The 17,507-nt window shown below is 53.5% G+C and carries 12 protein-coding genes; 10 read left to right on the top strand and 2 right to left on the bottom strand.

Annotated features, from left to right (window positions below):
* Positions 1-124 precede the first annotated feature (124 nt).
* The 5 genes from MKZ15_RS13430 to MKZ15_RS13410 all read left to right on the top strand — a co-directional run bounded on the left by MKZ15_RS13430 (position 125) and on the right by MKZ15_RS13410 (position 6,096).
* Positions 125-1,582, top strand: a complete 1,458-nt coding sequence (locus MKZ15_RS13430; RefSeq protein ID WP_339816505.1) for an N-acetylmuramoyl-L-alanine amidase family protein — start codon at positions 125-127, stop codon at positions 1,580-1,582.
* A gap of 25 nt (positions 1,583-1,607) precedes the next feature.
* A complete protein-coding gene (locus MKZ15_RS13425) occupies positions 1,608-2,201 on the top strand; it encodes a GerMN domain-containing protein (RefSeq protein WP_155605277.1) in 594 nt (197 codons plus the stop codon).
* Between the two features lie 73 nt (positions 2,202-2,274).
* The gene (locus tag MKZ15_RS13420) at positions 2,275-5,001 is read left to right on the top strand and encodes an S-layer homology domain-containing protein (protein ID WP_339816504.1); all 2,727 of its coding nucleotides are present in this window, start codon (positions 2,275-2,277) and stop codon (positions 4,999-5,001) included.
* 111 nt (positions 5,002-5,112) lie between these two features.
* Positions 5,113-5,802, top strand: a complete 690-nt coding sequence (gene nth, locus MKZ15_RS13415; RefSeq protein ID WP_339816503.1) for an endonuclease III — start codon at positions 5,113-5,115, stop codon at positions 5,800-5,802.
* Positions 5,803-5,820: 18 nt separating this feature from the next.
* Entirely contained in the window at positions 5,821-6,096 is a 276-nt protein-coding gene (locus MKZ15_RS13410) for an NAD/NADP transhydrogenase alpha subunit (RefSeq protein ID WP_155605274.1), read from the top strand.
* Positions 6,097-6,218: 122 nt separating this feature from the next.
* On the opposite strand, the gene modB is transcribed toward MKZ15_RS13410, so the two are convergent.
* Both modB and modA read right to left on the bottom strand, forming a co-directional pair.
* Positions 6,219-6,893, bottom strand: a complete 675-nt coding sequence (gene modB, locus MKZ15_RS13405; protein ID WP_339816502.1) for a molybdate ABC transporter permease subunit — start codon at positions 6,891-6,893, stop codon at positions 6,219-6,221.
* 6 nt (positions 6,894-6,899) lie between these two features.
* Positions 6,900-7,769: a molybdate ABC transporter substrate-binding protein gene (gene modA / locus MKZ15_RS13400; protein ID WP_339816501.1), complete on the bottom strand. Its 870-nt coding sequence runs from the start codon at positions 7,767-7,769 to the stop codon at positions 6,900-6,902.
* Between the two features lie 158 nt (positions 7,770-7,927).
* Between modA and MKZ15_RS13395 the strand changes: the two genes are divergently transcribed.
* The 5 genes from MKZ15_RS13395 (at position 7,928) to MKZ15_RS13375 (ending at position 17,228) form a co-directional block, all read left to right on the top strand.
* Positions 7,928-8,917: a helix-turn-helix transcriptional regulator gene (locus MKZ15_RS13395; RefSeq protein ID WP_213622875.1), complete on the top strand. Its 990-nt coding sequence runs from the start codon at positions 7,928-7,930 to the stop codon at positions 8,915-8,917.
* Between the two features lie 171 nt (positions 8,918-9,088).
* On the top strand, positions 9,089-12,784 hold the full coding sequence (locus MKZ15_RS13390; RefSeq protein ID WP_339816500.1) for a dynamin family protein: 3,696 nt from the start codon (positions 9,089-9,091) through the stop codon (positions 12,782-12,784).
* A 252-nt stretch (positions 12,785-13,036) separates the two neighbouring features.
* Positions 13,037-14,806: an ABC transporter ATP-binding protein gene (locus MKZ15_RS13385; RefSeq protein WP_155608503.1), complete on the top strand. Its 1,770-nt coding sequence runs from the start codon at positions 13,037-13,039 to the stop codon at positions 14,804-14,806.
* Positions 14,803-16,656 (top strand): ABC transporter ATP-binding protein, encoded by a 1,854-nt coding sequence (locus MKZ15_RS13380; protein ID WP_155608502.1) that lies wholly within the window; start codon positions 14,803-14,805, stop codon positions 16,654-16,656. Before MKZ15_RS13385 ends, MKZ15_RS13380 begins: the two co-directional genes overlap by 4 nt.
* A gap of 116 nt (positions 16,657-16,772) precedes the next feature.
* Positions 16,773-17,228 carry a GNAT family N-acetyltransferase gene (locus MKZ15_RS13375; RefSeq protein ID WP_193416050.1) on the top strand — a complete coding sequence of 152 codons (456 nt, stop codon included), beginning with the start codon at positions 16,773-16,775 and terminating at the stop codon, positions 17,226-17,228.
* The last annotated feature ends 279 nt before the right edge of the window (positions 17,229-17,507 follow it).

Raw genomic sequence — 17,507 nt, 5'->3', positions numbered from 1 at the left:
GCCATTTTTTCGCAACTTTCCATGGCTTTTGGCGTCTAATATGTCGTCTGGTGATGTCGAAGCGCAATAAAGAAAACTCATCGGTCATCATGAGGCAAAAATTCTAGGATGGTAGGGGTGACGGATGAAGAAAAAAGGTTTGGCGGCGCTCGTGTTCGCCTGGATGCTGCTGATGGTGATGGCGCAGACAGGACAAGCAGCGCCTGGCAGTACGAGTATTTATCTGGATGGGAAAGCGCTCGCTTTACCCGAAAACGGACAAGTCCAAAATGTGAATGGAAATGTGATGATTCCAATTCGTGTCGTCGCGGAGGAGCTGGGTTTTGACGTCAACTATGAGAAAAAGACGAGCACGGTAACCATAAAGCAATCGGGTACAACGCTTATTCTCAACGTCAATAAAACAACCGCTTCCGTCAATGGAAGTGAAGTTAAGCTGCCTATCGCACCTAAGCTTGCCGGGGACACGACGCTCGTTCCGATGCGTTTTGTCGGAGAGCAGATGGGGCTGAAGGTGTCTTGGGACAACGCAGCTAAATCTGCTTACTTAACATCGTCAAGTTCCGGGAGCGGAAGCGGAAATGCCGGAAATGCTGGATCTGGCACCGACAGCGGTACAGGAACGGACGGACAGCAACCGGGCACGGTTGTGCCTCCGGTCGATCCCGCCGAGTTAGCGAAGGTTACGGGGATCGGGTTCAGCAACAATAGCCTGATGATTGCGGTTGATAAGAACGTGACGCCGAGCATTTTTACAATGAGCGGTCCGGAACGGTTAGTGATCGATCTTCCGCAAACGCAATTTGCTGAAACATTGGCTAATGGAGCGCCTCTTGACGTTAACAAAAGTGGAGCCATTGAAGTAACGGATTATCCCGATGTTTCCAAAGTCAGATACGCGCTGTTTAGCAGTAATCCATCGACCGTACGAATCGTACTGGATTTGAACCATAAGGTAAATTATGAATTGGTTAACGATAACGACGGATTGATCTTCGTTAACTTGAATATGGATCCTAGCCAAGGGGGAAACTCCGGCGGCGATGGGAAGAAGACGGTTGTGCTGGACGCCGGTCATGGAGGTAGCGATCCAGGGGCGATCAGCGTCACGAAGAAGAAGGAGAAGGACTTTAACCTTGCCGTGGTTCTGAAAGTGCAGAAGCTGCTGCAGAACGATCCTAACATCAACTTGGTGCTGACGCGCGAAAGCGATACTTATCCGACCTTGCCGGACCGGGTAAAAATTGCCGAAAACGTAGGTGCGGACATTTTTATATCCGTACACGCAAATTCGGGTTCCGCCTCGGCCAGCGGCGTAGAGACCTATTATACTCGGGCTGCAAGCCAGGATTTGGCTAAGGTTATGCATAAGCATCTGGTCCAAGCCTCCGGTTTGGCCGATCGCAAGGTCCGTACGCAAAGCTTGCATGTGACCCGGGAAACCACCATGCCGGCCGTGCTGCTCGAATGCGGGTACTTAAGTAACAAAAACGATGATGCGTTGCTAGCAACGGACGAATACCGCAGCAAAGTCGCCCAAGGCATCGCGGACGGCATCAAAGAATATCTCGGCCTTCAGTGATCGCCGGGCGAAGGAGGAAGTAACCATGATCAGAAAAAGTTACCTCATGGGAGTTTTGGTTCTTCTGCTCGCCTTGAGCAGCGGCTGTGGGCAAAAACCGCAATCGGCTCCTAACGCGGGAGCGGGAAACGCTGAGACAAACCAGGAGAACGTACAGGCTCCGAACACGGCTTCGCCGCAGAATACAGATTCGTCGCAAGGAGCAGGTGGGGCGAACCAGCCACAGCAGATCACGGAAAAGATCGAAACGTATTTTACCGATGATCAGATGCTGGAGTTAACCCAAGATAGCCGTGAAATCACCTATCAGGCAGAAGCTGATAAATATTTGGCGGCCCTCAAGGCGTTGCAAACCCCGAGCGATACCAAACAGTTCTCGCTGTGGGGAAAAGTCGAGTTTCATTCCGCCGATTTCAAAGACGGAACCGTAACCGTCGACTTGGCGCTGCCCGATGAAGCGCGCCTTGGTGCGGGCGGGGAGGCGCTGGCTCTCGATGCGTTAAAAAACACCTTGTTCCAATTCGATGAGGTTCAGGCGATCGATGTCCTGGTGGATGGAACTCCCGTCGATACGTTGATGGGACATGTCGAACTGACGCATCCGTTGTCAAGAAATTAAGGATTCGGGGAGGAACTCACTTGTCCGCCGTCGAATGGGTAGAGAGATCTTTTTTGTAGAAAGGAAGAATTTGATGGCATCCTATAAACGCACGTTTACACGCAGTACCCAAAGAGCAGTTTCCGCCATGCTGGTTACGGCCATGTGTTTGGGCGGAACTACGGCGGCATTTGCCGAAGAAACGACAACGGTCAACACCTCGCAAAACGTCGCTGCTGTATCTTTGTTTAGTGACGTACAGAACGGATTCTGGGCGGAGAAACATATATACAAACTGGCGTCTGAGGGCATTCTTCTCGGCGATGCCGGCAAATTCCGGCCAGGCGATAGCGTAACTCAACAGGAAGCCATTACGATGGCTGTCCGGTTCATGAACCTGGATTCTCAGTTAGGCAGCGGGTCTACCGCTCCGGCAGATCTTAAGGTCGGCAATTATTTTAAACCTTATTTGGAGCTGGCACTATCCAAGAAATTGATTGACAAAAATGAAGAGGTTGCTGTCACAAAAGAAGGCGAATCCTGGGGCGAGAAGAAAGCCTCGCGGGAATGGATTGCCAAAATTCTAGTACGTTCTCTGGGCAAAGATGCGGAAGCCAAAGCATCGGCTGCGATGTCAACCGGCTTCGCCGATCAATCGAGCATCTCCGCGAACGCGCGCGGCTATGTCAATGTTGCGGTTCAGTTGAATCTGACCAAAGGGGTGGAAGGCAACCGTTTTGATCCGCTCGGCAAAGTCACCCGCGCTCAGCTCGCTACCTTCTTCAGCCGTGGCGGCGAATACGTGAACCCGGGTTACGCTAACGTCTATGAGGGGATCGTAACCCAACTGACCGACAGCAAGCTGACTTTGTATACGAACGGTCAAATGAGAAGCTTTTCGCTGGACAACCGTTCTGTCTATTTTACGAAGGATTCCGAAGTGAGAACGACCCAAAGTGCTTTGAAGCTGTACACCAAATTGCTATTAGTAGATAAAGTGGGCTCGGCTGCTTATGTGGAAGTGACGGATGCGAACCAGCAGTTGGAGAGTGTCGAAGGAACTCTGCTTCGGGTGCTAACGAATAACCGTTTGCTTCTTTTGGTGAATAATGATTCGGTGACTTATACCTATGACGCAAATACCAGTTTCCTTGACCAAAACGGCAATGCCATCAAAGCAAGCGACCTGACGTCTGAGAGCACCGTAGTTGTACAGCGTGAAACGTTCACGGCAGAGAAGAAGCCGGTGATCGTTCAGGTGAAATCGGCGTTGGTGGATAAGACAAGCAGCGGTACGGTGTCGAAGGTGGATCTGACCGCGAAAACCGTAACGATCAAAGCCGCCAATGGGGCGGAAGAGACGTATAAATTTGATAACAATACGATTTTGCTGTACCAAAACCAAAGACTCAATACGATGGGCGAAGTGAATACAGGGGCATCCGTGACCTATACGGTGAAGGATAGTGTCTTGACATCCCTTGAAGTCACCCAGGCAACGGAACGTACGGTAACCGGTACCTTGCTGGATCTCGTAGGCGATACGCTGCTCAGCTATACGAATGCGGGAGGACGCGACGAAATTAAGCGGCTAGCGAAGAACGTTACCGTGCAAATTAACGGGATCGCGGATGCGGGCCTGGACGATCTCATTACCGACACAAAAGGCGGGGACAAAGTCGAAATGACCCTGAACCCGGATGACGAAGTCACGAAGATCGTTGTCACCGGACGGCAGTCCGAACAGCTGGCGAACGCTTCCGTCATCAACTATGATGCGAAAACGAAGGCGCTCACTGTGATGGATGCCGCGGAAAAACCGTATGTATTCGTAATCGATGACAAAACGAAATACACCTATAACACGACAACGCCAACCTTGTCCGGTCTGGAAGCATTGCTGTCCAAGGGTCGTAGAGTCGATCTGACGGTCGTTGGTTCGCGTGTGGTGAACGTGGAAGTGACGTACAAATACGAGGGCACTTACGTTTCGGCCAATACTTCGACGAAGAAGATCACGATCTTGCTGGGCAACGGAAAAACCGTGGAAATCCCTTATCAAGGAACAACGCCGTCGATCAGCATTTATGGCAAAGCAAGTGCAACGTTGGCCGATATCAAGGCTGGGGACCCAGTAACCGCGATGTTGACGGCAAACCAGGATGCCTTGCAAACCTTAGCAGTGAAGAGCTCTATTCAATTCGAAGTCGCTTCGATAAATACGGCGAACAGCCGCATTCGGGCAACGGCGAACGGGGTGACTAGCGAGTTCTATGTCGATCAGGCCGTATTGCTTGGCGAAAACGGCGGAGCGATCAAAGTCAGCGATCTGAAGGTAGGACAAACGATCAACGTTACGTTTAATGGACAAACGGCTGTCTCGCTGCAAGTCGTGAAGCTGACCTTAGGTAAGGTTCAAAGCGTCGATGGTTCGTCGTTAACGGTGAAGTCTTTTGCCGGCAACGTGGAGACCTACTCCCTGGCAAGCGGCGTGAAAGTTCAACGGGGTACCGAGATCAGCACGAGCACAACTTCGCTCACGACCAGCGATCATGTTGAAGTACGTAAGGACACGAATGGCGCGGTCGTGATCAAAGTATTAACCCCGCAGGAACGCAAGTTTTCCCGTTATGATGGGGTTGCCAAAGAAATTATCGTCTTGCGATCCAGTACGTCTGACAACAATTATCGTTTTGCCGTAACGGGAGACACCTATATTCACCAAGGCGACACGACAATATCCGTGCAATCCCTCCAGAATAATGATAAAATTGTTTTGTATTTCAACGGAGACAAGCTGGTTGAAATCGAAAAACAATAATCATTTTTCGTGAGATCAACCGTCTTGATGCGGGATGTTTCCCGGATCAAGGCGGTTTTTTCGCGGATTAATCCGAGCTGCCAGCCGGGCCTCCAGGAAAGGAGTGGAGACATGAACGCGGCTGACGTCCGCTATATTTTAGACACCATCGGTGCCATGTTTCCGGATGCGCGTTGCGAGTTGAACCACGAGAATGCCTTTGAACTTACGATTGCTGTGCTCCTGTCCGCGCAATGCACCGACGCAACCGTGAATAAAGTCACGGCCGATTTGTTTCAAAAGTATAAAACGCCCGAGGATTATGTTTCGGTTCCGTTAGAAGAGCTGGAACAGGATATCCGGAAAATCGGCTTGTTCCGCAGTAAAGCCAAGCATATTCAAAACCTGTGTCATATTTTGCTGGAGCGTTACGGCGGTGAGGTCCCGCGGGAACATGAACAATTGGTTGAGCTTCCTGGTGTGGGGCGAAAAACGGCAAACGTCGTCGTATCGAACGCCTTTGACGTTCCGGCCATTGCCGTAGATACGCATGTGGAGCGTGTCAGTAAACGACTAGGTTTGGCTGGATGGAACGACTCCGTTCTTGAAGTAGAGAAGAAACTGATGAAGCGTGTCCCGAGGGATGAATGGACATTAACCCACCATCGCTTGATCTTCTTCGGTAGGTACCACTGCAAGGCGCAGAACCCGAAATGTGAAGTCTGCCCGCTGCTTGACGTATGCCGGGAGGGCAAGAAACGTATGAAAACGCCGCAAAACAGAAAAAATAAGAAAAATGCGGCAAAAAAAGATAACCCATAGGTGAGGATGAGAGACCCCATGAGATGCATTTCTGTGTATACCGATAACTTTGAACAGTTCTCGGACGTGTTTGAGCAAGTGATCGATTTGAAGCTAGGCGAAAACGACGAGCGTGAGGTTGAAGGCTTGGTTGTCAGCGATTCCGGCGAGGTACCTGAGCATTATTTGGAACGGATGTCCGTTAAACCGGAAGTCGTTGTGATGAAGGATAAGACCAGAGGCATCACGATATTACAGCACGGCAAAGTCTTTGAAATCTTGCTTCCAACAGAAACGGCGGATGTCGTTAGTTAAATCGAGCGATGAAGTTGCTCGAAACGAAGAATAGATAAGAAATCCCCTCGGGAGGACGTGTTATGAACACGCCAGACCGCAGGGGATTTTTGTCGTTCTGCAACCAAGGAGCCTTGGCTCGTCTATTCGGTTTTAAGGCGGGAGGAGATCCATAGCAGGCCGAAGGACAACAGGATGGTGCAGCCCGTCAGGGCCCAAGCCAGCGACAGGTTTCCGCCGTCTACGGCAAAAAAGATCGCCGTTGGGATCGTTTGGGTTCGGCCGGGGATGTTGCCGGCAATCATCATCGTCGCCCCAAATTCGCCAAGCGCACGGGCGAACCCGAGAATAAACGCCGATTGCAGCGAACGGGAGGCAAGGGGCAATACAATATACACCAGCACGTGCCATTCTCCGGCTCCCTGCGAACGGGCAGCGTCCTTCAGCTCTTTATCCACAGCCTGGAAGCCGGACTTCAGCGTCTGATAGATCAGAGGGAAACTGACGACAGCTGCAGCGATCACCGCACCGAGCGGCTGGAACACGAAGCTCAGGTGCAATAGGGTTTCCGCGGCTTGCCCGATCCAACTGTTCTTGCCCAACATCACGAGCAATATAAAACCGACAACGCTAGGCGGCAGGACGAGCGGAAGAAGAAAGACGGTTTCCACCAGCGTTTTCCCGTAAAAGGAGGCGGAGGACATGCGCCATGCCATTAAAAGGCCAGTCAAAAAGGCGATGACCGTGGCAGCTATAGACACTTGCAATGATAATCCAACCGGCTCCAGGAAGGTTTCCGGAATCCCTATTGCGTTCATAGGCGATTACTCCGCTGGGGTAAACCCGTATGTGCTAAACACTTGCCGGGCGGGGTCGCTTAACAAGAAATCGTAAAGTTCTTTGGCTTCATCCGGATGAGCACTGCCCTTGAGGACACCGATCGGATATTCAATTGGGTCATGGCTTTCGGCTTCTGCGCTTAGCGCCACCTTCACCTTATCTGAAAGGGCAGCGTCGGTTTTGTAAACAAATCCGGCGTCGACGTTGCCGGTTTCCACATAGGATAAGACTTGTTTGACGTCCTTGGTCAACACTAGCTTGGATTGCAATGAATCCCAAAGTTTATGGTAATTAAGAGTCTGTTGCGCGTATTTCCCGGCCGGAACAGATTCAGGGGTGCCGATGGCGATATCGCCGAGTTTTGCTAGATCTTCCATTTTTTCAATTTGTACGGAGCCATCCTGAGGAATAACCAGCACAAGTTCATTGGTCAATAGGTTGGTTGTTAGACGGTCATCCATTAGGCCTTTTTCGATCAAAGCATTCATCTGCTTGGTCCCGGCGGACAGGAACAGATCAGCCGGGGCGCCTTGTTCGATTTGCTGTTGAAGCGTTCCGGAGGCGGCGTAGTTAAAAGTTAGCTTCACATGGCTGTGCTCGGCCTCGTATACACTCTTGAGTTCATCAAGGCTTTCGGTTAAGCTGGCAGCGGCAGAGACGAGCAGTTCGACCTGCTCAGCCGGTTCGGACTTGTCCTCAACCGATGTTGGTGAGTTGTTGGCCGCGTTGCTACCTTCGGCACTGACGGAAGGAGCCTTGTTGGGCGAAGCCGAATTGCTGCCGCATCCGGCGGATAGGAGCAGGATAAGGACGGTGAGTACGGCCAAAAAGGGCAGCTTCATCCATTTGTGCATAGGTATTCCCTCCTCGGTTATATCTAATTATAACTAGATTATACGAAACATAACGATCTGCATAGATCCATGGGGGAGTTTTCATTGAAAAAAAGGGGAATCCCCGGTAAGATGAGTCTAGTTGCAAGAACGATGGTGGAACAGATGAGGAGTAAGTTATGACTGAACCGATCTCGTATACAGCCGAAGAAATCGCCAAGCTGTTAAAGGTATCTAAGTTAACCGTATATGATTTGATCAAAAAAGGGGAGCTTCCCGCATACCGGGTCGGCAAACAGATGAGAGTGGACTCCACTGACTTGGAGGCGTATAAGCACAAAGCCAGAAGCGGGGCCGGGTCGTCCGCTGCCACCGCCATGCCGGTATTTCAGGTTCCCTATACCGTACCGACCCGACCGGATGCCGACGGCGGAGAAGTGCGGGATGGGGCAAGGACGTTGGTCATTACCGGGCAGGATCCGGGGCTCGACCTGCTGGCCAAAGCGTTGGAATCTAAAGTTCGCGCATACCGTCCGCTGCGTTCCTTTGCCAGCAGTATGGACAGCTTAGTGGCCATGTATAACGGTACGGCGGATATCGTCAGCACGCATCTGTACGATGGAGACACCGGGGAGTACAATTTGCCGTATATCCGCAAGCTGTTCATTTCCCTCCCTTATTTGGTATTGAATTTTGCGACGCGCCGGGCAGGTTTTTACGTCAAGCAAGGTAATCCGCTTAGGATCCAATCCTGGGAGGATTTAGCGCGGCCCGGGATTAAGCTGATTAACCGGGAGAAGGGTTCGGGAGCCCGGGTATTGCTGGATGAACAGCTGCGCAAGCATGGAATCGCTCCTGCGACCGTCACCGGCTACGCCCAGGAGGAATCTTCGCATATGGGGCTTGGGGGGCGGATTGCCCTTGGCCAGGCGGACGTTGGCGTCGGCAGCGAACGTCCGGCTCGGATCGCCGGACTTGATTTCATTCCGCTGACCCTTGAACGCGTCGACCTTGTTGTGCTGAATAAGCCGGAGAACCGCGAGTGGATCGCCAAGCTCCGCGAAGCGCTGGGTTCGACCGAGCTGCACGAGGTACTGTCGTCATTAGGGGATTACGATTTGTCGCTCACCGGACAGGTGCTGGCGGATCGAGAGGCTGGCTTATATTAGTTAATGCTGTAGTATAGACGGAACCGCCTCCTTGGGAGGCGGTTTTTTGGTATGAAGCGTTACGCGGACGAACATCCGCAAGCGAGCGTTTCCAAGCGAACAGGGAAATGTTAAAATATGAATAATTAAAATGAAACTTGATTTCGCAGCGTGGAAAACGGAGGAACTAGGATGGATGGAACGATGACGGATACGGAGCTATCATTGCGCGAGCGGCTGCATCGATTGCGAGACTTGGTGGACGGGGAAGGTGACCTAACCGCGGCGGCTGAACTGCGAGAGGTTGGCGACAAGCTGGGCCGGAGGGAGCTGGTCACGGCGTTTTGCGGCCATTTCTCGGCGGGGAAGTCGAGTTTAATTAACGCTTTATGCGGAAAAGTGGTTATGCCGGCTAGCCCGCTTCCCACCAGCGCCAATGTGGTACTCATTCGGGAAGGGGAGCCGCGTGCACTATTGACGCCGGCCGATTTGGCCAAAGCTAAGGTAGAAGTGCCGGTGGAGGAGGTAGCGGCGTATTGCCGCAACGGCGAAGAATACACTCGCGTAGAGCTCTGGGACCAGATTGAGCTACCACCTCACGGCGGTGTGTTGCTAGATACGCCTGGAGTCGACTCCAATGACGCCGGCCATGCGATGGCCACGCATTCTGCTCTGCACCTGGCGGATGTAGTGTTCTATGTGATGGATTATAACCACGTTTCTTCGGAGACCAATTTAAGCTTTGCCAAATCGCTAAGCGATTACGGTAAACCGGTATACATGGTCGTGAATCAAATCGATAAGCATCGGGAAGAGGAGCTCCCCTTCGAGGAGTATCAACAATCGGTCAGCCAGGCGTTCCGGGCATGGAATATCGCGGCGAAGGGAATTTTCTATATTTCATTAAAGAGGGAAGATGCTCCCGGGAATATGCTGCCGCAGTTGAAGGAAGCGATCCGCGCCTTGTTTGAGCGGGGAGGCGGTTTGCTGGAATACGGGGCTTACGCTTCGGCGGCTCAGTCGGTTGAAGGTTATTTAGCGCGCGTGGCTGAGTCGGAGCAATCTCGGCGTGAGCAGCTAGAAGAAGAGGCTGGCGGCGAAACGGACGTAACGGCAATGGGGGAAGAACTGCGTAGACTCGAGATCGTTGATCCTTCTGGGGAGAAAGCTTGGGAGCCGCGGAAACAGGAGTGGCTGCAACGTATCGGCAGCCTGCTGGATACCGCACAGTTGATGACACCGCAGTTGCGGGAGCTTGCGGGTCGCTATTTGGAAGGCCAGGCGCCGGGCTTTAAAGCGAAGGGCTGGTTCGCTGGCGGAAAGACGGAAGCGGAGAAGTTGAAGCGCCAAAGCGAATTTCTGCAGGCGCTTGGGGAGCAAGTCGAAGCACAGCTGGATTGGCATGTGCGCCAGGAGCTGCGGGGGATCGGCCAGGAGTTGGAGCTTTGGGGCGAAGCCTGGGAGCAGCAGTTGGACGAGCGGATGCCGAAACCGGCAGAGGCTTGGATCACGGAGCCGCTTCCGGGCGGAGCGATGTTGTCCGGCGAGTCGACGCTGATCTACGCCGCGGCGGTTGGCGCCAGCATCGCCGCGCGCTACCGCCGCGCGGCCGTGGACGTCATCGACGCGCTGCTCGCCGCGCCGTCGCCGCGCCGCGCCGCCGAAGCTACGGCGGCGCTCACCCGGCGCGCCGAGCTGGCGGCGCGCCTTCCCGCGGCCCGCGCCCTGGCGCAGCTGGACGCGGCCGCCGCAGCGCGCGCGGTGCGCTGTGCCGCGCTGCTGGGCGCGCCCGTGCCCCTCACCCCCGGCCTGTTGCCGGAGGTGAGGGCAGGGGTGGCCGCGCCGCGCGCGGCGGGCCGCGGCGCGGATGCGCCTGCGGCGCCTGTGGCGGCGAGCATCGCTGCCGCCGCTCCGCCGCCGCAGGCGCAAGCCGCCGGGGGCGGTGCCCCGGCGGCAACGGCGCCCGCGCCAGCGGCCACGGCCGCCCCGGCGCGCGGGCGCGCGCTTGCCGCCGCCGCACGCCTGACGGCCGCGGCGGAGCGGCTGGCTCCCCACCCGGCCTTCGGCACCGGGGTGCGGGAGCTGACCCGGCGCGCCGCCGAGCTGCGCGGCGGCGTCTTCACGGTGGCGCTGTTCGGGGCGTTCAGCGCCGGAAAATCGTCCTTCGCCAGCGCTTTGCTAGGCGAAGCCGTGTTGCCCGTATCGCCGCATCCGACCACCGCGGCGATCATCCGCGTGATGGCGCCCGCTGGAGGCCAGCGCCATAACACGGCCGCTGTCAAATTCAAGAGCGCCGAGGCGATCCGCGAAGACCTGGCCTATTCCTTCCAAGCTCTAGGTTTGGGAACTTGGTCGGAGACGGCCTGGCTAGAGGCGGTTCGGCGCTTGAAACCTGAAGACATTCCGGCGGCCGGTCGCGCTCACTACAGCTTCCTGAAAGCTGCGGCCGCCGGATGGACAGAGTCAGCCGGACGATTCGGCCAAGTGGAGGTCGTGGAGGCGGAGATGTTCCGCAGCTACGCCGCAAACGAGAAGAAGGCTTGCTTCGTGGCCGAAATCGACTTTTACTACAGTTGTTCATTAACCGAACAAGGAATCGTGCTGGTGGACACCCCAGGGGCGGATTCCATCCATGCCCGTCATACGGGAGTGACTTTCCAATATATGAAGGACTCCGATGCGATTATCTTCGTGACCTACTACAATCACGCGTTTTCGCGAGCCGACAAGCAGCTGTTAAGCCAGTTGGGACGGATGAAAGGCAGCTTTGCCCTGGATAAAATGTTCTTCGTTGTTAACGCCGCCGATCTTGCGGCTTCGGACGATGAACTCACCGCCGTCGTGGAGCATGTACGGGAGGGTCTCCGCACGGCAGGGATCCAGCAACCTAACGTGTTTGCCGTATCCAGTATGCGAGCCATGGCCGCAGTTCAGGGGAACGTTGCGAACGACCCGGGCTTCACCCTCTTCCGACAGCGGTTCTCCGCTTTTCTGGAACAGGATCTGGGGAATCTGGCCGTATCTTCCGCTGCTGCAATGGTGAAGCAGATGCACGAACGGTTATTCAAATGGACGGAAGCCGCCGGGCACAACGCAGAAAATGCAGAGCAGCGGCTCACCGCCTTACGTGGACGCCGAGATGCCTTCGAACAGGCGGTCGCCGAGTTTGTTCAGGTCGATATCGGCAGGGAGTGGGCCCAGGAGAATTCCGAGTTGCTGTTCCACGTCGTGCAGCGCGTTCGGCTGCAGGCGTTGGAGCTGTTCGCCGAATTTTTCCACCCTTCGCTGCTGCAGGAGCACAACGGTCCGCTGAAACGTAACTTTACCGTCGCCATGCGCGGTTGGTTGGATCAAATTTCGGGTGAATTGGAGCGCGAACTGCTTGCCACGACCCTGCGCCTGGAGCGAAAAGCAGAGGCGTTGCTCCGCCGCGAAGCGGAAGCTTGGTGCCGTCGGCATGAGGCGGCGCTGGAAATGCCGCTTAGCTATACGGAGGGCGAAACGAGCTGGAATACGCCGACGATACCCGAAGGTTTGCTCGACGGCGGAACGTTGGAACCAGAGACGTATTGGCCCATCTTCAAAAATCCGAAAACATTTTTTGAAGGAGGCGGCCGCTTGCAGTTGCGGGCTAAGCTCGAAGATCCACTGCTTGCCAAGTTGAAGAAGATCGTTGAGGGGATGGAGACGAACTTCCGGGAGCATTACGAACAAGAAATCGCATTACGGAAGGCACAAACCGCCGAAACGTTCCGCGGCCTGTGGTCGGAATGGGAGCAAAGCATTCAAGGTTCCAAAGCTTCGCCGGAGGAGTTGTCGCATTGGAAAAGCATCCTTGCTCAAATCGGGCGGGATGTGGAGGAAATGGAAGCTTTTTATGAAAGATAAGCCGGTTTAACCGGCGATAGAGGCCTAATATTCCAAATTTAAGGGATATTAGGCTTTTCTTCGCTTTGCCGCGGGAAAATCCGAATGATAAACTGCAAAGAGCTATAGCCATGAAAGCGCATGCTTCCAGGCTGTGACAGGTTTCGCGGCGTTCAGACAGATCCCTCTGTTATTTCATCCAAGACGTCCGGAATCGTTGGTTTATGACGGTTGATCAAGTTAATTCCAACTAACGGGTGTAGGAGGAGTGACATGGAGGTTCTCAGGCAACTTCGGGGATATTACCAGGCAAAGTTGAATTACTTGGTGTTGTCGATTTTATGTTTGGCGGCAGCTACCGGACTGGGCTTAGTTTATCCAATGCTGCTGCGCAAGCTGATCGACGATGTGATTCGGCCGGGAAATTACGGGGAAGTGGTGTGGATTGCCGCCATGGCGGTTTCCGTCGTGGCCGTCAAGGCGCTGCTGCAGTTCCTGCACGGATTCTTCGGCGGAAGATTGGGGAATTATCTCGCTTACCGACTACGTAACGCCTGCTACGAAAAACTACAATTTCTATCGTTCCGCTATTACGACACAGCGAAAACCGGGGATTTAATGTCCCGATTAACGGGGGATTTGGAAGCGATCCGCAACTTCGTCGGGTTTGGCTTCGCCCAGTTGCTTAATCTCGTCCTGATGGTGACCTTCGGATCGGCGGTAATGTTGTCCATTCACTGGCAGTTGACCTTACTGACGATGATCACGATTCCATTCTTAGCCGGTGTGGCGCTCAAATTCGAGTCGAAAATTCATCCGGCATTCCAGGAAATGCGCCAGGCACTCAGTTCCTTGACGACTGCAGTACAGGAGAACGTAACCGGGGTGCGCACCGTCAAATCGTTCGCCCGGGAGCCGCATGAGGTGGAGAAGTTCTCGCATCGGAACGAGCGATATAAGGATAACCAGATCTTTGCGGCTACCTTGTGGAGCAAATTCTTTCCGGTGATGGAGTTGCTGGCTTCGATTAGCGTTGCGGTTCTTCTGGCGGCCGGCGGCACATTGGTGATCAAGGAGCAGCTGACGCTCGGCGATTTAGTCGCCTTCTTTAGTTTGATCTGGTTTATCATCGGCCCGATGTGGGGCCTAGGCTTCCATATTAACAACTATACGCAATCGAAGGCATCCGGGGAACGAGTGCTGGAAATTTTGAATCAACCGATTGACGTCAAGGACGAAGCGCGGGCCGTAGAGCTCGATCCGGAGCAGGTTCGCGGCGATGTCCAGTTCGATCGGGTCACCTTCGCATACGGAAACAAAATGCCGGCTGTCGTCGACATCGAGTTTCATGCCTCACCTGGTTCGGTCATCGGCTTTCTCGGCGGCACCGGGTCCGGCAAATCAACGATCATCCAGCTGTTGATGCGTGCTTATGACGTCAACAAAGGCCATATCCGCCTGGACGGCAAAGACATTCGAGAGATCAACGTGCGCAGCTTGCGAAGCCAAATCGCCACCGTGTTCCAAGAGACATTTCTATTCTCATCGACCATTAAAGGGAATATCGCGTACGGCATGAACAATGTATCCATGGAGCAAATCATTCGCGTTGCCCAATTGGCGAAGGCGCACGATTTTATCATGGAGCTGCCGGACGGGTACGATACCGTAGTGGGTGAGCGAGGACTCGGATTGTCGGGCGGGCAGAAGCAACGGATCGCGATCGCCCGCGCTTTGCTCAAAAATCCGAAAATCCTCATTTTAGACGATGCCACCAGCGCGGTGGACATGGAGACCGAGCAGGAGATCCAATCGGGCTTTCAAGAAGTCATGCGGGGGCGAACGACATTTATCATCGCACACCGAATCTCTTCTCTGCGCCACGCGGACGAAATTCTCGTCTTGAATGAAGGAAGGGTTGTGCAACGCGGCAAACATGAGCAACTGATTGAGGTTCCCGGTCCGTACCGGGATGTGTACCGAATCCAATACGCGGACCATCTGGATGGAGCGGCCCGGCGTGAACGGGAAGGTGACGTATGAATACGCAAACGGTAACCGGGCGGAAGCCTCAAGGGAAAGAATCAGCCCGCGGAAAAATCGAGGAACGCTTCGTTTACCAGGATGACGAGGTGATTGACAAGGCTTTTGATTGGCAGCAATTCCGCCGGCTTTTTGCCTATATGATCCCTTACGCCAAACAGATGTTGCCTTTGATTGTCCTGATGACGGTGCTAGGTACAGTAACGAAGCTGGCCGTGCCCTATTTGACGAGTCTAGCCATCGACCGGGCGATCGCGCCGGAGAACGGCCAAACCAGCTTAACGTTGCTGTACGGCATCACCGTCGCCGTCCTCATCCTATACCTGATTCAGTGGGTTTCCGGCGTATACCGGATTAAATACACGAACATTATTGGACAGAAGGTCATTTATGACCTGCGCGCCGATTTGTTTAAGCATATCCAGAAGCTTTCCTTCAACTTCTTCGACAAGCGTCCGGCCGGCTCGGTGCTAGTGCGGGTGACCAATGACGTTAATTCCCTGCAGGAGTTGTTCACCAACGGGGTCGTTAACCTGATGATCGACTGCGTGCAGTTGGCCGGGATTGTCGTGATTTTATTGCTGATCAATTGGAAACTGGGACTTGCGGTGATGATCACCGTGCCGATCATGTTCCTGATCTCCACCAAACTGCGGCAAAAAATCCGGATGGCCTGGCAGGAAGTTCGCATGAAGAACTCGCGGATCAACTCCCATTTGAATGAATCGATTCAAGGGATTCGCGTCACCCAAGCCTACACCCAAGAACGGGAGAACATGCGTTACTTCGATTCGATGAACCTGAGCAGCAAGAAGTCGTGGGACAAAGCGTCGGCCATGAACCAGGGTTTTGGTCCTTTAATCGAAATTACCGGGGGCATCGGCACGTTCGTGCTGTTTATGTTGGGCGTTTACCTCATTCAGACCGGAGAACTGACGATTGGCCTGCTGGTGGCGTTTAGCAACTATGTGGGGAACTTCTGGGATCCGATCAATCGCCTGGGACAAATGTACAACCAACTGCTGGTGGCGATGGCTTCCTCTGAACGGATCTTCGAATTTATCGACGAGGAGCCGAATATCGCGGATCAGCCAGGAGCTAAGCCGCTCCCGGCGATTACGGGAGGGATTCGCTTTAATCAGGTCGTGTTTGAATATGAAAAAGGGCGCCCAGCCTTGAAAGGCATCGACTTGGACGTTCGTCCCGGCCAATCGATCGCGCTTGTCGGCCATACGGGTTCGGGAAAAAGCACGATCATCAACCTGCTCAGCCGTTTCTACGACCCGAGCCGCGGTTCGGTGGTGATCGACGGTCATGATATTCGCGAGGTCACCGTCCAGAGCCTTCGCAGCCAAATCGGAGTTGTACTGCAGGATACGTTTATTTTCTCAGGAACGATTCGGGACAATATTCGTTTCGGTCGCTTGGACGCGACGGATGAGGAAGTAGAGGCTGCGGCCAGAGCGGTGGACGCCCATGATTTTATCATGAAGCTACCGTCCGGCTACAATACGGAGGTGGAGGAACGCGGCAACGTGCTCTCGATGGGGCAACGTCAGCTATTGTCATTTGCCCGTGCGCTGCTGGCGAATCCGCGGATTCTGATCCTCGACGAGGCGACAGCAAGCATTGATACGGAGACCGAGCTGAAGATCCAGGACGCGTTAAAGGTGCTCCTCAAGGGGAGGACGTCTTTTATCGTCGCCCATAGGCTATCTACCATCCGCAATGCCGACAAGATCATCGTCTTGGACCATGGTCAGATTAAAGAATCAGGTACGCACAGGGAACTGATGGAACAAAAGGGAATCTATTACGGCTTGGTCGAAGCCCAATTTCGGTTTTTGTAACTTTTTATCGAAAAATATGTGCATTTTTAATTAGAACTATTGCAATCTTGGACATAAAACCGGAAAATAGAATTGGATTAGGAATCGGCAAATTTATTGAAGGTGGTTTGGTCCAATTGAGTATTGAGGCGTTAGCTCCGGCTCTGGTCATTCGCAACGGTTGTTGCGACGATGTTCAACACATGCTTCCTTTAATGCGTCAGTTGCGTTATCCGATGACGGCAAGTGTGTTGAAGGAACGTCTAGCAATGCTGGAAGGTCAGTTACTGCTAGGCAATCTGGTTGCGGAACTCGACGGTGTGGTCGTAGGGACAGCTTTTCTCAAGCAGCATCAGACGCATGATATGATTAAACCGGTCACCCGGATTACAGCTTTGGTCGTTGAAGAGAAACACCGTGGTACAGGGATCGGGAGACGGTTGATCATGGAGGCGGAGAAGTGGGCCATCGAACGTGGTAGCACGGATCTGGTTCTTTCTACAGCCCGAGAGAATCATCTGTCCGCGAAAATGTTTTATGAGCATTGCGGCTTCAGCTGCACCGGTTACCGGATGAATAAGCCGTTAAGCTAAACCTAAATATAACTTAAATCAGTAGACAAACTGCGATTCAGGCTCCGTCCTTTTTTAGGACGGGGCTTTTTTGTGCTTGCGTGGGAGAATGAGAAGGGAATGTAAAATATTTTAACATTTCTTTTTTTGTATTGGGTAGGATACCGTAGTTTTTTGTAGTCAATAGGTTAAATTCATTCTCAAATGTCACGAATACTAACATATATGAAGCGGATGATATCTATTGTGTTATGTATTATGACATATAGTTAACAGTGATCGGGGTTCAACCCTAGGAAA

Origin of the sequence: Paenibacillus sp. FSL R7-0216, from assembly GCF_037969915.1 — a bacterium.
GTDB classification, from domain to species: domain Bacteria; phylum Bacillota; class Bacilli; order Paenibacillales; family Paenibacillaceae; genus Fontibacillus; species Fontibacillus rhizolycopersici.
This window is presented reverse-complemented; position numbering and strand designations above follow the sequence as displayed.

Coding starts and splice junctions, on each gene's coding strand:
- MKZ15_RS13430 (WP_339816505.1), top strand. CDS start 125: ATGAAGAAAAAAGGTTTGGCGGCGCTCGTGTTCGCCTGGATGCTGCTG.
- MKZ15_RS13425 (WP_155605277.1), top strand. CDS start 1,608: ATGATCAGAAAAAGTTACCTCATGGGAGTTTTGGTTCTTCTGCTCGCC.
- MKZ15_RS13420 (WP_339816504.1), top strand. CDS start 2,275: ATGGCATCCTATAAACGCACGTTTACACGCAGTACCCAAAGAGCAGTT.
- nth (WP_339816503.1), top strand. CDS start 5,113: ATGAACGCGGCTGACGTCCGCTATATTTTAGACACCATCGGTGCCATG.
- MKZ15_RS13410 (WP_155605274.1), top strand. CDS start 5,821: ATGAGATGCATTTCTGTGTATACCGATAACTTTGAACAGTTCTCGGAC.
- modB (WP_339816502.1), bottom strand. CDS start 6,893: ATGAACGCAATAGGGATTCCGGAAACCTTCCTGGAGCCGGTTGGATTA.
- modA (WP_339816501.1), bottom strand. CDS start 7,769: ATGCACAAATGGATGAAGCTGCCCTTTTTGGCCGTACTCACCGTCCTT.
- MKZ15_RS13395 (WP_213622875.1), top strand. CDS start 7,928: ATGACTGAACCGATCTCGTATACAGCCGAAGAAATCGCCAAGCTGTTA.
- MKZ15_RS13390 (WP_339816500.1), top strand. CDS start 9,089: ATGGATGGAACGATGACGGATACGGAGCTATCATTGCGCGAGCGGCTG.
- MKZ15_RS13385 (WP_155608503.1), top strand. CDS start 13,037: ATGGAGGTTCTCAGGCAACTTCGGGGATATTACCAGGCAAAGTTGAAT.
- MKZ15_RS13380 (WP_155608502.1), top strand. CDS start 14,803: ATGAATACGCAAACGGTAACCGGGCGGAAGCCTCAAGGGAAAGAATCA.